A 15,129-nucleotide genomic window follows, 5' to 3' on the forward strand; every position below is an offset into this window, starting at 1 on the left:
TGGTTTGCGCCGACGGACGTTGTGTTTGCTTGCGCTGACGCGGGAATACCTTCGTAAGTCGCTACGTCTATTCGTGAGTTAGCAAGCCCTGGGAGGACAAAGCAGTGAGCCCGTCGAACGCGTCGGCGTTGGCGACGGCGGACGAGCGCGACGCGGGCCTCGAGTCGGGCGCGAACCGAACCGTGTTCGCGAGCGTGCTGGCCTTGCTGCTGTCGACGGGATGGGTCGCCAACCACTTCGTCGCGTTGATGCCGTCGATCGACGACCGCCAGCACCTCGGCGCGGCCCGGCTCGACGCCATATTCGGGATCTACGCGCTCGGGTTGTTGCCCGGCCTGCTTTTCGGCGGGCGCGCCTCGGATGCGCTCGGGCGCCAGTCCGTGGCGTTGGCAGGCTCGACGACCGCTCTGGTGGGCACGCTGGCCATGCTGTTCTCGCAACAACCCGACGTCTTGCTGGCGGGACGGTTGGTCGTCGGACTCGGGGTGGGTCTCCTGATGAGCTCTTGCACCGCATGGGCGTCCGATCTGAGGGGTCCCGCCGGCGCGGCCACCGCGGGCGCGGTGTTGCTCGCCGGGTTCGCCGTCGGGCCGTTCGCCGCAGGCGCGATCGCGCGGGCCGGCCAGCCGGGCATTCGGGTGTCGTTCGGGCTAGCCGCCGCCCTCGTCGTGGCGGCGATGATTTTCTCGATCCTGGCGGTGCGGAGCTCGGACGAGACGACGACGGCAGCGCGCGCCTGGGAGCCCTCGACCGCGGCGCGACGGGGAACCGCGTGGGCCCTGAGCTGGGCCATGCCGCTCGCGCCGTGGGTGTTCGCCTCGGCGACTTTGGGATTCATCGCCATCCCCAGCCGCCTGCACACCGGGCTCGCGGCCCCGATGGCCGCGGGAACCGCCACGCTGATCGTCAACGGCGTGAGCGGACTCGTCCAAATCCTGGGCCGCGTTCTTCGCTGGGGACCGCACGCCGGCACCGCCGGCGCCGTGCTGGCCGCGCTCGGCTACGCGGCTACCGCGGTGGCCCCGCCGACCATGTCGGTGGCGCTGGGCGTGCCGCTGTTCTTGATCCTGGGGTGCGCGTCGGGCCTATGCCTGCGCGAGGGTTTGATCGACCTGGAAGCCGCGGCACCGCAGCGGCTGCGCGGCGCCCTGGTCGGAGTCTTCTACGTGGTGACCTACGTCGGCTTCGGCCTGCCGCTGATACTCAGCACCGCCGGATCCGCGGTCTCGACGACGATCTTGGCCGTCATGTCGGTGCTGGCGTTGGCGACAGCGGTGACACGCGCGGTGCGGCTGCGACGGGCTGCTCACCGCCAGAGTTGATTTGGCGGTCGGATGCCTTATGCCGCAACGATTTTGGGTCGCTCGCCGACGACGCTCAGCCCCGCCAAGCGCCGCCATGAGCGAATGGCGTGGCGCGTGATCTCCAAGACGCGGGCGGCTCCAGCGTCCGCGTTTGCCAATCGATGCGCTTTGAGGGCGTTGCCGGTCACAGCATCCAGCGTGTAGCAGTCGTCGGTCTCGACGAGTGCCGTCGATTGAGCGGCGGTCCGGACGGCATACCTTTCGGCGGTCACCGGTGCGGTACCGATCGCGCGCGCGGCGCGGGCGGCGCCGTCCCACTCGGCGATCGGCGGCAACTCGCCGGGGACGAGCCGGCGATGCAGTTCTGCGATGTCGGTGATCGCGCCTGCCGCCGCCGCGTTCTCCGCGTAGCGAATGACGCCCCACGGCGGGCTGACCAACAGCTTCGCGACCCATGGGTGCACGACGGTTCCGGTGACGTCGGCGGTGCCAACCGTCAGCCACGCCAAGTCGAGCACCACCATGCTGTCATCAGGCGCGAGATACCCGTCGGGTCCGGCCAGCAGGTCGTTGCACAACTGGACGAAGGAGGCCAGCGGCCGCGCCGAGGTCGCCGGGAAGTCGGTGATCTGCTCGTCGCCGTTGATGTACGAAATCACGTTCATTGCACAGCCTTTGCCCGATCCGGGCCGATGCGATCCTCGGGCGAGCCTCAGCGGGTGGGTGATTCGGTCCAGGTCCATTGCAGCTGCTTTCTACGGTCTGCCGGCGCGATAAACACATGCTATGGCAAGCGCGGCCTTGGCAGGGCGTGACGCCGGCGGTCAGAGCAGCTCGCGCAGCGTCTCGATCAGCTTGATCCGCTCCTGCGGCGTGCCCGCCATGGGCGCAACGTTCAGCGTGGTCACGCCCGCCTCGCGGTAGGCCGCGAGGCGGTCCTTGACGAATTCGCGCGTACCGATCAAGTTGACGTCTCGCACCAGTTCGTCGGGCACCACCTTCGCCGCGCCGTCCTTGTCGCCGGCCAGGTAGAGCTCTTGAATGCGGTCCGCTTGCGGGCCGTAGCCGTACTTGGTGGCCAGGGTGTGATAGAAGTTCTTGCCCTTGGCGCCCATCCCCCCGATGTAGAGCGCCAGGTGCGGTTTGACGAATTCGCGCAGGGGCTCGACGTTTTCGCCGATGGCTAGCACCGGTCCGGCGTACACGTCGAGCGGCCCGAGCGCGGGGTCGCGCTTGGCCTGACCGGCGGCCAGCGCCTCCCCCCACACGTCGCGCGCCTTCTCGGGCAGATAAAAGATCGGCTGCCAGCCCTCGGCGATTTCGGCGGCCAGCTCGACGTTCTTGGGCCCCAGCGCGGCAACCAGGATCGGGATGCGCTCTCGGACAGGGTTGTTGATGAGCTTCAGCGGTTTGCCGAGCCCGCTGCCCTGGCCCGCGGGCAGCGGGATCGTGTAGTGCTTGCCGCTGTGTTGCAGGGTCTCGCGGCGCCACACCTGGCGGCAGATGTCGATGACTTCGCGGGTGCGCGCGATCGGGGCGTCGTAGGGCACGCCGTGGAAGCCCTCGATCACCTGGGGGCCGGAGGCGCCTAAGCCGAGTGTGAACCGGCCGTCGGAGACATAGTCGAGACCCGCGGCGGTCATGGCGGTCAGCGTGGGGGTGCGCGTGTAGAGCTGCAGGATGCCCGACGCCAGCTCAACCCGTTCGGTGCTCGCCGCCAGGTAGCCCAGCGCGCTGACCGCGTCGAACGAATACGCCTCGGGGACAAAGACGATGTCCAACCCGGCGCGTTCCAGGTCGGCCACTTCGGCGGCGACGTCCTTGAACCCGCCGGCGTAGTTGATTCCCAATCCGATCCGCATGATCCCTGCCCCTATGCGGTGGCGAACTGGTTGGCCAGTTCGACGGCCTCTTGCTGAATCCGATCGAACTGCGCGGCCATCGCCTCGGACAGCGCGGTTGCACCCGACAGCGGCCGGACCATCACCATGAAGTCGTCGATCAGCCCGTCGTCGTTGAAGTGCAGGAAGTCGCAACCCGTGATCTTTACACCCGGCGCCCCCGCTATCCCGGTCTCGAATACGAGCGCGTGGTCACGCCCGTTGCCGTCGCCGATTTCGCGGACGTAGTGGAAGTCCTCGAAGACCCGCAGCACACCGCGCAGGATCGCGGCGGTTATCGGCTTGCCGATATAGGGCTTGAACGCCACCGGGCTGGTGAACACCACGGTGTCGGCCAGCATCGCCTGGATGGCCGCCTCGTCGCGCTCCTCGACCGCCTTGCGAAAGGGATGCTTAGCACTCATGCGACACCTCGCATAGTCAATTAGTTGAATAGGCGTGCTCGACGCTAAAGCCTGTCGGTCCGTATGTCGATGTGCGATTAGTCACTTTGTTGATTATTCACATCGTTACACTGTCAGGCGTGTCCCTGCGTGATGCGGTGCTGGCCGCGCTCCTCGACGGCGAAGCCTCCGGGTACGACCTGGCCAAAGGCTTCGACGCTTCGGTCGCGAACTTCTGGATGGCCACCCCTCAGCAGCTGTATCGAGAACTCGAGCGGCTCGCCGAGCAGGGTCTCATCCGGGCGCGGGTCGTGCAGCAGGATCGTCGGCCCAACAAGCGCATGTTCTCGCTGACCGAAGCCGGCTACGAAGCGATCGTGCAGTTCACCGCCCGCGCGCCGAAGCCCTCCGTGATCCGCGACGAGCTCGCGGTCAAAGTCATGGCCGTCGACGCCGGTGACGCGCGGGCGGTGCGCGACTTCATGGTGGAACGAGTGGAACGGGCGAAGGCCAAATTGCAGCGCTACGAACGCACGCGCACCCGAATGCTCGACGGACGCAGCGAAGCGGCATATCTGGCCCAGGCCGAACGGGTGGGTCCCTATCTGACGCTGCTGCGTGGAATCTCGTTCGAAAAGGAGAACATTCGCTGGGGTGAGCGCGCGCTGACGATCATCGAGCATCGGCTACCCGGCTCGCGCGCCTAGGAGCGCTGCTCGGTCTGCACCGCGTCGCCGGGTTGCTGCTCGCCCATCAATTCGTCCACGCCAACCTCGGGGACATCGCCTTCGTCGGCCGTCGGCGGGTCCGCCGCGAGCGCGTCGCCGGGGTGCTGCGAACCGACCAGTTCCTCGTGCCCGACCTCGGGGACGTTCCCGTGGCCGTTGGACCGACCGTGCTTGGCCGACTTCTTCTTCGGCCCCTTCGCCGCTGCCGGCGCGGCCTTGGCTCGCGAGGGGCGATGACCGTTGGGCGCCAGCCCGACCGCCTCGCTGACCATCTCCATGGCCTTCTCGGTGTACACGCGGTACCCGAAATTCGGTAGGTAGCCGTGGATTTCGGGTGTGTCGAGGTCGCGCATGAACTGCAGAATCTCGCGGCTGAACACCTGGCCGGGCACCAAGACCGGAAACCCTGGCGGATAAGGCGTCACATACGTCGCCGACACGATGTCGACGCCCGCGTCCAGGCGTTCGTCGATCTGCTCGCCGGTGAGGTATTCGCAATTGGTGTCATCGTAGGAGAGGTAGAACGCTCGGCGGACATCCCCTTCGGGCGTCACCTCACTTCCGCTGTGATCCAGGAACGCCGGGTGGAAGCCGCTGAAATCGGGCAGGGGCAAAGACATTTCGGTGAGTCGATAGACCGCCCGCGCGAAGTGTTCGCGCTCGCCGAGGCTCATCTCGGAGATGTTCTGGTCCAGCTCGCGGGCGATGTTGACGAGCACCTCTACCAGGAAGGCCACCGAGCTGCGGGTGGTGCCGATGTTGGTCATGAACAGCACGCTGTTGCGCGACGTCTTGTTGATCTGAATTCCGTAGCGGTCCATCAACTGTTGGCGCTTGAACGTGTCGCCGTCGTAGCCCGTTGGCCCGATGAACAACGTGATTCGGGACGGATCGAGCACGAACTCGTCCTGATCCCAGGCGGCCATCATGTTGCGCAGACCGGAGCGCAGCGGCTGTTCGATGGCCGACGGCCGGTAATCCTCGGGAATCAAATCGGAGGTCCGCAGGCAGCGCATGTACTTGCTGAGCAGCGGATGGTTGTCGATCGCGTCGCGCAGCTGCATCGCGTTCTCGATCTGCCGCTGCACCAGCTCGACACCCTCCAGCGCCACCTGCCGGCGGCCGAGATCCAGCGACGCGAGGATCTGGTAGTTGGGCGAGGTGGAGGTGTGTGCCATGTACGCCTCGTGGAACGGTTCCGCCACCTTCTGGTCGTAGTCCTGATCGAAGACGTGGATCATCGATCCCTGTCGGAGCGCGGTCAGGGTCTTGTGCGTCGACTGGGTCGCATAGACCCGCACCCGGGCCCGTGCGGGGTCGGGAAGCAGGCGGCGGTCCAGCAGGTCGTCGTCGCTGGGCGCACCCTCGGTTGCCAGCTCCTCCTCGAATCGGCGCTTGTACTCGGGGTCGGCCAGCCGCTCCCGCAGCGCGCGTGCCGCCGCCATGGCGGTGCGGGTCCGATATACGGGGTGGAAGCGGGCAAACGCGAACCATGCCTCGTCCCACAGGAACACGAGATCGGGCTTGATCGCGAGGCACTCCTCCATGACCCGCTCGACGTCGTAGACGATCCCGTCGAAGGTGCAGTTCGTCAGCGACATCATCTTGACGCGGTCGAGCTTGCCGGCGCGCTTGAGCGCCAGCAGTTTCGATTTGATCTCGCGCAGCGGGACCGCGCCGTACATGGAGTAGTCGTTGAGCGGATACGCCTCGAGGTAAATGACATTCGCGCCCGCGAGCATCATCCCGTAGTGATGGGACTGGTGGCAGTTGCGGTCCAGCAGCACGATGTCACCGGGCGCCACCAACGCCTGCGTGACGATCTTGTTGGCCGTCGAGGTTCCGTTGGTGACGAAGTACGTGTGCCGCGACCCGTAGGCCTCCGCGGCGAGCTGCTGGGATTCGCGCAGCGGCCCGGTCGGCTCGAGCAGGGAGTCCAGGCCGCCACACGTCGCCGACGTCTCGGCCATGAACACGTCCAGGCCGTAAAAGCCGACCATATCCCGGATCCAGTGCGAGTTGACGATCGACTTGCCCTGCGAAATCGGCAGGGCGTGGAAGACGCCCGTGGGCCGGTGACTGTACTGCTTGAGGGCGCTGAAGAACGGGGTGCGGTAGCGCGCCGCCACACCCTGCAGGATCGACAGGTGAAGCTCGAGCATGCCTTCCCGAGCGTGGAACACCCGGCGAAAGTACTGGCCCAGCCGCCCCGCGATGTCCTCCACCTCGATCTCGGTCATCAGGTAGAGGTCGAGTTCGGGCCGCAACTTCGCGAGGGAAACCGCGAGGATCTGTGCACGTTCCTCGGGCGACTGGTGGTCCGCCAACTCGTGCGACACCCCGGTATCGACGAACTCCGCCAGCGCCGACAGGTCCCGGGTCGATTGGTGTGAGAAGCGCCGTCGGATCACCACCGCCTGCAGGTTGACGTTGAGCCGTGCCGCAATGAGTGCCTCATCGCCGCTGGACACCACCACCAGCTCGTAGACGAATTCGTCGTCGGGGCGCCGCCATTTGCGGACCTCGTTGCGCAGCGCCCGCTCCTGGTCTTCGGTCATCTTCTCGACGACCAACACCTCGAAATAGGGGCGGTCCCGCTGCGTCGCCGGCTGATGCTCGACCAGCTGACGCGGGTCGGACGGGAACATGTCGAGGTCGTCGCTTCCCGCGTTCTCCACGTCGCCCGTGCGGTACGACTCCGTGGTCAGCGCGCGGTTGATCTGTACCAGGGCTTGCGCGAACTTGTCGTAGCTGCCGGCGGCGAACAGTCGCTGGACGCGGGCGAAATGCGGCGAACCCGGATAGGCCCAGTACGGCTCGAGAGTGCTTAGCCGCGTGAGCAATTCCTGGCAGGTGTTGATGCACTTCGTCTTCAGCGCGCCCTCGGTGGTCGGGCGGGTGAGCCGGTCGGCGGCCTCCTCCAATCGGCACCACGAGTCGCTACGGACCTGCCAAAGACTGTTGTAAGCGCGCAAATGTTCCGTCATGGTCGCCCTTTCTTTGGTCGCGGCGACTCCGTCCCGGAGCGTCGGTCAAGGTTCGCAGACACAATCCGCCCGCCGGTTACCAGAAGACAAATATTGCACGTCCGTCGAGTAGACAGCACCCGGAGACAATGGTTACGGGCTCTTGGAACGCGTGCGTCCAACCACGCCGCCATCTGTTTAGGCCCTTGGCCCACGGGTAGGCCTCACACGTCAATTCTGACGACGACCTTAAGGAGGCGCGCAATGGCCACGGGGGAAACCGGCTTCGACGATGTGACCTACGACCTTGTTTCGGTGCAGTACCACTCGTTGAAGGCCGGGCACGACTACGGACAGTACGTCCGCGATGCCAAGAACGCGGGGCTCGACGACGTGGCCTCGTTCTTCGAGGATGTCATGGCGGAGGATTCCAAGCGCGCGCAGCGCTGCCATGAATTCCTGGTGCAGCTCACCAAATGAGCTCACCTTCAATAAGGTTGCGTCGCAACTCAATTGGTCGCTATCGTCGCGTAGATGAGTGAAGTAACCGGTAACGACCGAATCGACGACGTCGCACCTGGCGATGTGATCGCCGTCGACCGCGGTGCCGGCGAGCAGCCATACAAGGTGGTGTTCAAGGACTTCACCGACGGCCGCTTCGTCGTGACACTCGAGGGCGCCGGCGAGACGTTCCAGCTCGGCCTGGCACCCGGCACGCCGGTCAACAGATCCCTCGCGGCGAAATGGGAATCGGGTCAGAGTCCCACACCGCATTCAGACATTTGATCGAAATCGTTTAGATCCGGCTGCGCAGATCCCCGTCTCGAGGGGATCGAGCCGTCCAACGACCCTCGGCCCGAGTTGCGCGTCGCCGTTTACCTGATCGGCGGGCGCGAGCACCGCGCCGCATAATGCGCCGGGAATCAAGTCGGGAGTCCCTGGGTTCATCTGAACGAACAGCCATTTCGGACGGCCGATCGCCGAGGATTTTCGATGAAGTTTCTACTCATCACGCTGATTACCCACCTGCCCGACCCCGTTTCGGGTGAGAAGAAGAGCCCCGCCGATCGGCTGCGCGATGTGCTCGACAAGGCAGCCCTCGCCGAAGAACTGGGCTTCGACGGTTTCGCGGTTGGTGAGCGCCACGAGGACCCGTTCATCTCCTCTTCGCCTCCAGTGGTGCTCAGCCACATCGCGGCGCGCACGTCGAAGATCGGCTTGTTCACGGGCGTGACGACGTTGAGTCTGCTCGATCCGGTTCGTGCGTTCGAGGATTATTCAACGCTCGACAACCTCTCCGGCGGCCGGCTCGAACTGATCATCGGCAAGGGCAACGGTGCGGCGCAGGTCGAGCTGTTCCACGTGACCACCGCCGATCAATGGGACCGCAATCGTGAAGGCTACGAACTGTTCCGGTTGCTGTGGGAGAACGAACGCGTGACGTGGTCGGGCCGGTTCCGCCCGCCACTCGTCAATGCGAAGGCACTGCCCCGGCCGCTTCAGCACCGAATTCGAATCTGGCACGGCAGCGCAACGAGTACCGATTCGGTCGACCTTGCCGCCCGCCACGGGGACCCGATCTTCTCCGCCAACGTCAGCAACACCATCGAGCCCTACGCCGAACTGGTTCGCCACTACCGGCAGCGCTGGGAGTCTTACGGTCACCGGCCCGAGGACGCCCTCGTCGGGGCGGGAACCGCGGGGTTCTACATCGCCCCGACGTCGCAGGAAGCGGTGGCCACGTACCGTCCGATGTTCGAGGCACGCCTGGCGGCGCAGCGCCGTGCCGGGATTCCGGTGGTATTCGAGTCGATCGAAGATTTCGTCGAGCGAAGCTCGGCGTTGGTAGGTAGCCCAGAACAAGTGATCGACAAGGTGGGTCGCTACCACGAGCGGCTCGGACACGAAGTGATGCATCTCGCTGCGGACACCGACGGGGTGACGGCCGCCCTGCAGCGCCGTAGCCTCGAGCTGTTTCAGTCCGAAGTCGCGCCCATTCTCCGCGAGCTGATTCCGAGCCGGCCGCTTGTTTCACAGCTGACGGCCAAAGAGTTTGTCAGTTAAGCGGTTTCCGCCGTCTTAGGCAGCCGCGGTGGCGGCCGGGTACACCGACGTCACCTCGGAGTGGAGGTGACCGCAAGCGCCGCACTGCACCTCGTACTCGAGCTTGTTGTCAGCGAGTTCAAGAAATTGATACTCGGCCCACGCCGCGCACCGCGGGCATCGCGCCCGTCCACGTTCCACCGCCATCAGAATCTCGTCTCCCATTACTCGCTGCACAACCCCAGAGAGACATACCCATTCGGGGCTCGGCCGAATCACCGGCTCGCCGGCGAGAGGCGCTAAACCTACTTCCAGGCGAACACCGGCTGTTCCAACTCGTCCACCCGGTCGTCGCGGCCTTCCAGGCACAGCCACCGCAACTGCAGGAGCACCGCGCCGGTCGGGGCGTGGATGAGGTCGTTCCCCAGCGGGATCTGTACGACCGGTCGTGGGCTCTCCGGAATGCTGATGAACCGCGGCGAATCGTCCCGCTGCAGTTGGTGCAGGCCCACCCGGTACACCGCCAGGACCTCCGCGGGCGCGGGCCGCGGGTCCAGTCGTCCGCCTCCCCAGATCACCACCGGGGTGATGACGTAGCCCGACCGGGTCGGGTAGTCGTCGAGCAAACCCAACACCGCCGAGTCGCGCAGTTCGATGCCGACCTCCTCGCGCAATTCGCGCAGCGCCGCGTCGACGGCCGGCTCACCCGGATCGACCCGGCCACCTGGGAGCGCCCACTGCGCCGCATGGGAAGTGAGGCGAGATGCCCTGCGGCACAGCAGGAAAGCCGCGCCACCGGACACATCGACCATGCGGCCGTCGAGGTCGTTCTCCAACTCCGGGCCCACCGCGATCCAGTCGTCCAGCGGCGCGGGATCGACCCTGTCCTCCCCGAGCTCCGAGTCGACCAAGACCACCGCGACGGCCGCGTGCCGCTTCGTCGGGTCGGTGACCGTGCGCCGGTCATGGGCGGCCAAGTGTGCCCGGATCCGGTCGCGCAGGCCTTCGTCATAGGAGATCGTCACTTGTCGAGCCTAAGCAACGGCCGGTTGAACTCTGGCCCGGCATGGAACACGATGGCCGAAGGTGTAGCGGTCCGAGAGGTTAGGAGCCGGCATGGCTGATATCACGGTCCTGATCCAGACCGACCACGACTGGTTCCGCGAGCAGTTCGCCAGGCTCGACGCGCTGCGCACGCAGGCGCCGGTGAACAATTCGGCACTCGAGCGGGTGTGGCGTCCCCTCGCTGACAAGCTGGATGTGCACGCCTACATCGAGGAGAAGATCTTCTACCCGCAGCTGCTGAAGCGCGGTACCAACGATCCCGAAGGCGAGACGCTCGACGCCATCGGTGATCACAACGACATTCGGGACGGGGTGCGCGACGCCAACGCGGCTCGGGTCGGCACGGATGAGTGGTGGGCCGCCGTCGGCCGCACCCGGTCGGCGAACGACGACCACATGGGCGAGGAGGAACGGGACGGGCTGCCCGATTTTCGTCGCAACGCCCCGATCGGTCTGCGCGAGGCGCTCGGGCGGCAATACAGCGAGTTCATGGCCGAGCATCCGACCACCGAGGGGTTGCCGATCGTCGACCGCGACCCCGAAGACTACGTCGACACGCTCGAAACCGATCCGCCGCCCAAACGCACGGACTTTTCCCTTCGGATCGGCAGCCTGAAAGGCCAATGAGTCCGTGGCCGCGCACGGCGGCCGCGGGGTGTCCTCGGGACGGCTCCCGACGAGCGGCGTGGTTAACTGCGAACGTGCGCAGAGAACCGGCGTTGGCGCGGCGCTTCTTCGACCGATTCGAGCCGGTGCATGCAGTCACCTACTTCGCGCCGGAAGCGCGGGCGGCGCTCGACGCGCTGGGTTACCGCGGCTTCTGGATGGGGTACTTCGCCGCCCGATCGGCGCCGTTGGGCATCGTGCCGCGCGAGGTCGTCACCGCGATCTTCTACAACTTCGCCCCCGAGCGCGTCGCGAAGGCGCTGCCCGCGGCGTGGGAGATCGCCGGCCCCGAGGCCGCGTTGCGTGCCCGGCAGGAATCGGCGGTCGCGGCCCTGCGCCGATACGGCGTCGAGGCGGATGAAAACGTCGCCGTCGCAGCCGAATTGGCGGCCAAGGCGGCCCGAGGGGCGCCGCTCGACGGGCGACCGCTGTTCGCCGCGAATCTGGCGCTGCCCTGGCCGGACGAACCGCTGACCGCGCTTTGGCATGCCGCGACCCTGCTGCGTGAGCAACGCGGCGATGGGCACGTGGCGGTGCTGGCGGCCGCCGGTGTCTCGGGGCGGGAATCCAACGTGCTGCACGCGGCGACCGGCCGGGTCGAGCCCGACTACATAGCCCGCACCCGCGATTACGACGAAGCGGCGTGGCGCCACCACGAGGAACGGCTCGCCGAGCGGGGACTGCTCGACGGAGACGGCACGGTGACCGCGGCCGGGCGGGAGCTGAAGGACCGCATCGAATCGAGCACTGACGCGCTCGCGCTGTCTGCCCTCGATGCCCTTAGCGACGACGAGGTGGAAACGCTGTTTCGGGCGCTTACCCCGATCACCCGCGCGGTGGTCGCCGGCGGGGACATTCCGGCCAGGACGCCGATGGCCCTACGCCGCGACGAATTGGATGACAGCGGCGCGCATTTGGGCGGCACTAGCCAACCAGAGTGAACTCACATGCCGCCGGGCGAGCCGCTGATCGGTTGCGCCGCAATGTGATCCATCGGGGGCCCATCGCCGTTGGAGGTGCCACGGTCCGCGACCGCGGTGGCCAGCGCCGTGCCGCCCTGGATCGTCCCGACGATGTCCACTTGCTCATTGACGGTGAAATGTGAAGCGCCGGCACGGGGTTGGCCGCCGTCACGGGATATGACCGTGGTATCCGGGGTGACGCGGTAGGTCTGTGTGTAGCCGTTGGGGCTGCGGGCGGTCACCGAGTCCCCGGACACGGCGATGACGGTCCCCTGCTGGCGTACCGGGTGGGAGGCCGGCGGCGGCCCCAGCGTCGACTCGACCGTCGGCTTGTCGGGCTCGACGTAGGCAAACAGGCCCGCCAGGCTGGCCGCGCACAACATCGACGCGGAGACGATCTCGCATGCCATCGCCACACCGGACAACCCGCGACGCGCACGCCAGCCGGTCGCATGGGTTCTTTGCTCCGATACTTCGCTCGCTTGGCGCCTGGCGTCCACGGTCAGTTCCTTCCTGCGGATTTGCACCATGGAGCCTCGGCCCCTACCGCATCAGGTCGTTGCTCGTGGTGTTACCCGCAGGGATGCACCGATAAACCGCGCCGCGGAGGCGCGACCGGTTCCAGCCACCCGTAAGGGGCGTGACGTCAGCCCTTGGCGAGGGTGAATTGCGCGACGTCTGTGTAGCCGTCGCGGAACAGGTCGGCGCAACCGGTCAGGTACTTCATGTACCGGTCGTAGACCTCTTCGGACTGAACCGCGATGGCCTCGTCACGGCGCGACTCGAGCGCGGCCGCCCACGTGTCGAGCGTCCGGGCGTAGTGCAGGCGCAGCTGCTGGACACGCTTGACTTCGAAGCCGGCCCGCTCGGCGTGCTCGACGACACCCTTGGCTTGGGGCAGGTCCCCGCCCGGAAAGATCTCGTCCATGATGAATTTCATGAACCGGATCTTGGTCATGGTGATGGGCAGTCCGCGCTCGCTGAACTCCTCGTCGCTGGGCTTGATGATGGTGTGCAACAGCATCACACCGTCGGCGGGGAGTGCCTCGTAGGCCATCTTGAAAAAGTCAGGGTAACGGTCGCGTCCAAAGTGTTCGAAGGCGCCGATCGACACGATGCGGTCCACCTTCTCGTCGAATTGCTCCCAGCCCCGCAGCAGCACTCGCTTGCTCCGGTCGGACGGGTGCCGGTCGAGGCGCTGCTGGACATGCGCCTGCTGGTTGCGGCTCAGGGTGAGCCCTACGACGTTGACGTCGTAGCGCTCGAGCGCGCGGATGATCGTGGTGCCCCAGCCGCAGCCGATGTCGAGCAGCGTCATGCCCGGCTGCAATCCGAGCTTTCCCAGCGAGAGGTCGACCTTGGCGATCTGCGCCTCTTCGAGGGTCATGTCGTCGCGCTCGAAATACGCGCAGCTGTAGGTGCGCGTGGGATCCAGGAATAGCGCGAAGAACTCGTCGGACAGGTCGTAGTGCGCCTGGACGTCCTCGAAGTGCGGCTCCAGGCCGACAGCTTCGGTCTGATTCTCAGGCATGGCACTTCCCCCGGACGTGGATTTATTGGGCTCAGCGGCGTGTGATCTCAGCCGCTCGAGTTACGGCCTAGCAGTCTATCCGTCCGGATGGCCGGGTAACGAATTGACGGCCCTAGCGGCGGGAACTGTCGGCGCCGAATTTTGCAGGTGTGGGCGATGCCCGCTCGGGCTAATTGTGAGGGGACGAGCCGTATCGAATGGACTGAGTGGGGAGGCCAACCATGGAACCGATATCGCCGACGGATGCGCTGTTCCTCATCGGCGAGTCACGCGAGCATCCGATGCACGTGGGATCGTTGCAGCTCTTCGTGCCGCCTGAGGACGCCGGGCCGCACTTCGTCCGCGAGTCCTATCAGGCGATGCTCGAGCGCACGGACGTTCAACCGACGTTCCGCAAGCACCCGGCCTTCTTCGGCGGCATCACCAATGTCGCGTGGTCGTTCGACCGGGAGGTTGAGCTCGATTATCACCTCCGCCGGTCGGCCCTACCGGAGCCGGGACGCGTGCGTGACCTGCTGGAATTGGCCTCCCGGCTGCACGGCAGCCTGCTCGACCGGCACCGCCCACTCTGGGAAGCGCACCTCATCGAGGGCTTGGAGGACGGGCGCTATGCGGTCTACACGAAGTACCACCACTCCCTCATGGACGGCGTGTCGGCGCTGCGGCTGATGCAACGGGCCTTCAGCCCTGACCCGGATGACGACGAGGTGCGGGTGCCATGGAATCTGGGTCCCCGGCAGCACAGGGAGCCGCGGAAGCGGCCATCGCTGCTCGAGCGGGTCGGCCGCACCGCGGGGTCGGCGTTCGCGCTGGCGCCGTCCACGGTGAGGCTTGCGCGCGCGGCGCTGCTCGAACAACAACTGACCCTCCCGTTCCGTGCGCCACGCAGCATGTTCAACGTCCGGATCGGCGGCGCCCGGCGGGTGGCCGCGCAGTCCTGGTCGCTGGACCGCGTCAAGGCGGTGAAATCCGCCGCGGGAGTGACGGTCAACGACGTGGTGCTGGCTATGTCCTCCGGGGCGCTTCGCGCCTACCTTCTCGAGCAGAACGCCCTGCCGAGTGAGCCGCTGACGGCGATGGTGCCGGTCAACCTGCGCAAGGCCGACGACGACAGCGGCGGCAACATGGTCGGAACGTTCCTGTGCAACCTCGCGACGGACCTCGATGATCCGGCAAAGCGGCTGGAGATCATCAGCTCGTCGATCCACGACACCAAAGAGGTGTTCCGGCAGTTGCCCCCCGTTCAACAGCTTGCGCTCTCGGCCTTCAACATCGGGGGGCTGTTCCTCGGGCTGATTCCCGGCTATCTCTCGGCCGCCTCGCCGCCGTTCAACATCGTCATCTCGAACGTCTCTGCCGGGCCGTCGGAACCGGTGTACTGGCGCGGCGCCCGGTTGGACGGGAACTACCCGCTGTCGATCCCGCTCGACGGGCAGGCGGTCAACATCACCGTGACCAACAACGCCGAGAACCTCGACTTCGGTCTTGTCGGCTGCCGCCGCAGCGTTCCCCATCTGCAGCGGCTGCTGGGCCACTTGGAGACGTCGCTGAAGGATCTGGAGCGCGCCTACGGCGTGTGA

General features: G+C 66.3%; 16 protein-coding genes. 8 read left to right on the plus strand and 8 right to left on the minus strand.

Features of this window, described 5'->3' with window-relative positions; all coding sequences use genetic code 11:
* The first annotated feature begins 104 nt into the window (after positions 1–104).
* The gene (locus N415_RS02700; protein WP_081665034.1) at positions 105–1,322 is read left to right on the plus strand and encodes an MFS transporter; all 1,218 of its coding nucleotides are present in this window, start codon (positions 105–107) and stop codon (positions 1,320–1,322) included.
* A 17-nt stretch (positions 1,323–1,339) separates the two neighbouring features.
* Here the strand turns inward: N415_RS02700 and N415_RS02705 are convergent, their stop codons facing one another.
* The 3 genes from N415_RS02705 to N415_RS02715 form a co-directional block, all read right to left on the minus strand.
* Positions 1,340–1,969 carry a hypothetical protein gene (locus N415_RS02705; protein ID WP_204366807.1) on the minus strand — a complete coding sequence of 210 codons (630 nt, stop codon included), beginning with the start codon at positions 1,967–1,969 and terminating at the stop codon, positions 1,340–1,342.
* 159 nt (positions 1,970–2,128) lie between these two features.
* Positions 2,129–3,166: an LLM class F420-dependent oxidoreductase gene (locus N415_RS02710; protein WP_068176964.1), complete on the minus strand. Its 1,038-nt coding sequence runs from the start codon at positions 3,164–3,166 to the stop codon at positions 2,129–2,131.
* 11 nt (positions 3,167–3,177) lie between these two features.
* Positions 3,178–3,609, minus strand: a complete 432-nt coding sequence (locus N415_RS02715) for a nuclear transport factor 2 family protein (protein WP_068176966.1) — start codon at positions 3,607–3,609, stop codon at positions 3,178–3,180.
* Positions 3,610–3,728: 119 nt separating this feature from the next.
* On the opposite strand from N415_RS02715, the gene N415_RS02720 reads away from it, so the two are divergent.
* The gene (locus N415_RS02720) at positions 3,729–4,295 is read left to right on the plus strand and encodes a PadR family transcriptional regulator (RefSeq protein WP_068176967.1); all 567 of its coding nucleotides are present in this window, start codon (positions 3,729–3,731) and stop codon (positions 4,293–4,295) included.
* Here the strand turns inward: N415_RS02720 and N415_RS02725 are convergent.
* The gene (locus N415_RS02725; protein ID WP_239645427.1) at positions 4,292–7,303 is read right to left on the minus strand and encodes an ornithine decarboxylase; all 3,012 of its coding nucleotides are present in this window, start codon (positions 7,301–7,303) and stop codon (positions 4,292–4,294) included. The genes N415_RS02720 and N415_RS02725 overlap by 4 nt on opposite strands.
* A 243-nt stretch (positions 7,304–7,546) precedes the next feature.
* Between N415_RS02725 and N415_RS02730 the strand changes: the two genes are divergently transcribed.
* From N415_RS02730 to N415_RS02740, 3 genes are all read left to right on the plus strand, one after another.
* Positions 7,547–7,762, plus strand: coding sequence for an acyl carrier protein (locus tag N415_RS02730; protein WP_068176969.1), 216 nt, complete (start codon positions 7,547–7,549; stop codon positions 7,760–7,762).
* 54 nt (positions 7,763–7,816) lie between these two features.
* A complete protein-coding gene (locus tag N415_RS02735; RefSeq protein WP_068176971.1) occupies positions 7,817–8,068 on the plus strand; it encodes a hypothetical protein in 252 nt (83 codons plus the stop codon).
* Positions 8,069–8,275: 207 nt separating this feature from the next.
* Positions 8,276–9,346, plus strand: a complete 1,071-nt coding sequence (locus N415_RS02740) for an LLM class flavin-dependent oxidoreductase (RefSeq protein ID WP_068176973.1) — start codon at positions 8,276–8,278, stop codon at positions 9,344–9,346.
* Between the two features lie 15 nt (positions 9,347–9,361).
* Here N415_RS02740 and N415_RS32165 read toward each other — a convergent pair whose 3' ends face one another.
* The gene (locus N415_RS32165) at positions 9,362–9,550 is read right to left on the minus strand and encodes a hypothetical protein (RefSeq protein WP_152531213.1); all 189 of its coding nucleotides are present in this window, start codon (positions 9,548–9,550) and stop codon (positions 9,362–9,364) included.
* Positions 9,551–9,630: 80 nt separating this feature from the next.
* Positions 9,631–10,350, minus strand: a complete 720-nt coding sequence (locus tag N415_RS02750) for a CoA pyrophosphatase (RefSeq protein WP_068176977.1) — start codon at positions 10,348–10,350, stop codon at positions 9,631–9,633.
* A 91-nt stretch (positions 10,351–10,441) separates the two neighbouring features.
* On the opposite strand from N415_RS02750, the gene N415_RS02755 reads away from it, so the two are divergent.
* Together N415_RS02755 and N415_RS02760 are read left to right on the plus strand one after the other, a co-directional pair.
* Positions 10,442–11,017 (plus strand): hemerythrin domain-containing protein, encoded by a 576-nt coding sequence (locus N415_RS02755; protein ID WP_068176981.1) that lies wholly within the window; start codon positions 10,442–10,444, stop codon positions 11,015–11,017.
* Positions 11,018–11,091: 74 nt separating this feature from the next.
* Positions 11,092–11,997, plus strand: a complete 906-nt coding sequence (locus N415_RS02760) for a hypothetical protein (protein WP_068176983.1) — start codon at positions 11,092–11,094, stop codon at positions 11,995–11,997.
* A gap of 2 nt (positions 11,998–11,999) precedes the next feature.
* Here the strand turns inward: N415_RS02760 and N415_RS02765 are convergent, their stop codons facing one another.
* Entirely contained in the window at positions 12,000–12,428 is a 429-nt protein-coding gene (locus N415_RS02765; protein WP_239645428.1) for a hypothetical protein, read from the minus strand.
* A 236-nt stretch (positions 12,429–12,664) separates the two neighbouring features.
* Positions 12,665–13,549, minus strand: coding sequence for a cyclopropane mycolic acid synthase family methyltransferase (locus N415_RS02770; protein WP_068176987.1), 885 nt, complete (start codon positions 13,547–13,549; stop codon positions 12,665–12,667).
* 221 nt (positions 13,550–13,770) lie between these two features.
* Between N415_RS02770 and N415_RS02775 the strand changes: the two genes are divergently transcribed.
* Positions 13,771–15,129 (plus strand): wax ester/triacylglycerol synthase family O-acyltransferase, encoded by a 1,359-nt coding sequence (locus N415_RS02775; protein WP_068176988.1) that lies wholly within the window; start codon positions 13,771–13,773, stop codon positions 15,127–15,129.

Source organism: Mycobacterium sp. UM_CSW (genome assembly GCF_000455205.1).
Taxonomy (GTDB): Bacteria; Actinomycetota; Actinomycetes; order Mycobacteriales; family Mycobacteriaceae; genus Mycobacterium.

Coding starts and splice junctions, on each gene's coding strand:
- N415_RS02765 (WP_239645428.1), bottom strand. CDS start 12,428: ATGGCATGCGAGATCGTCTCCGCGTCGATGTTGTGCGCGGCCAGCCTG.
- N415_RS02775 (WP_068176988.1), top strand. CDS start 13,771: ATGGAACCGATATCGCCGACGGATGCGCTGTTCCTCATCGGCGAGTCA.
- N415_RS02725 (WP_239645427.1), bottom strand. CDS start 7,303: ATGACGGAACATTTGCGCGCTTACAACAGTCTTTGGCAGGTCCGTAGC.
- N415_RS02705 (WP_204366807.1), bottom strand. CDS start 1,969: ATGAACGTGATTTCGTACATCAACGGCGACGAGCAGATCACCGACTTC.
- N415_RS02710 (WP_068176964.1), bottom strand. CDS start 3,166: ATGCGGATCGGATTGGGAATCAACTACGCCGGCGGGTTCAAGGACGTC.
- N415_RS02735 (WP_068176971.1), top strand. CDS start 7,817: ATGAGTGAAGTAACCGGTAACGACCGAATCGACGACGTCGCACCTGGC.
- N415_RS02770 (WP_068176987.1), bottom strand. CDS start 13,549: ATGCCTGAGAATCAGACCGAAGCTGTCGGCCTGGAGCCGCACTTCGAG.
- N415_RS02730 (WP_068176969.1), top strand. CDS start 7,547: ATGGCCACGGGGGAAACCGGCTTCGACGATGTGACCTACGACCTTGTT.
- N415_RS02755 (WP_068176981.1), top strand. CDS start 10,442: ATGGCTGATATCACGGTCCTGATCCAGACCGACCACGACTGGTTCCGC.
- N415_RS32165 (WP_152531213.1), bottom strand. CDS start 9,550: ATGGGAGACGAGATTCTGATGGCGGTGGAACGTGGACGGGCGCGATGC.
- N415_RS02740 (WP_068176973.1), top strand. CDS start 8,276: ATGAAGTTTCTACTCATCACGCTGATTACCCACCTGCCCGACCCCGTT.
- N415_RS02715 (WP_068176966.1), bottom strand. CDS start 3,609: ATGAGTGCTAAGCATCCCTTTCGCAAGGCGGTCGAGGAGCGCGACGAG.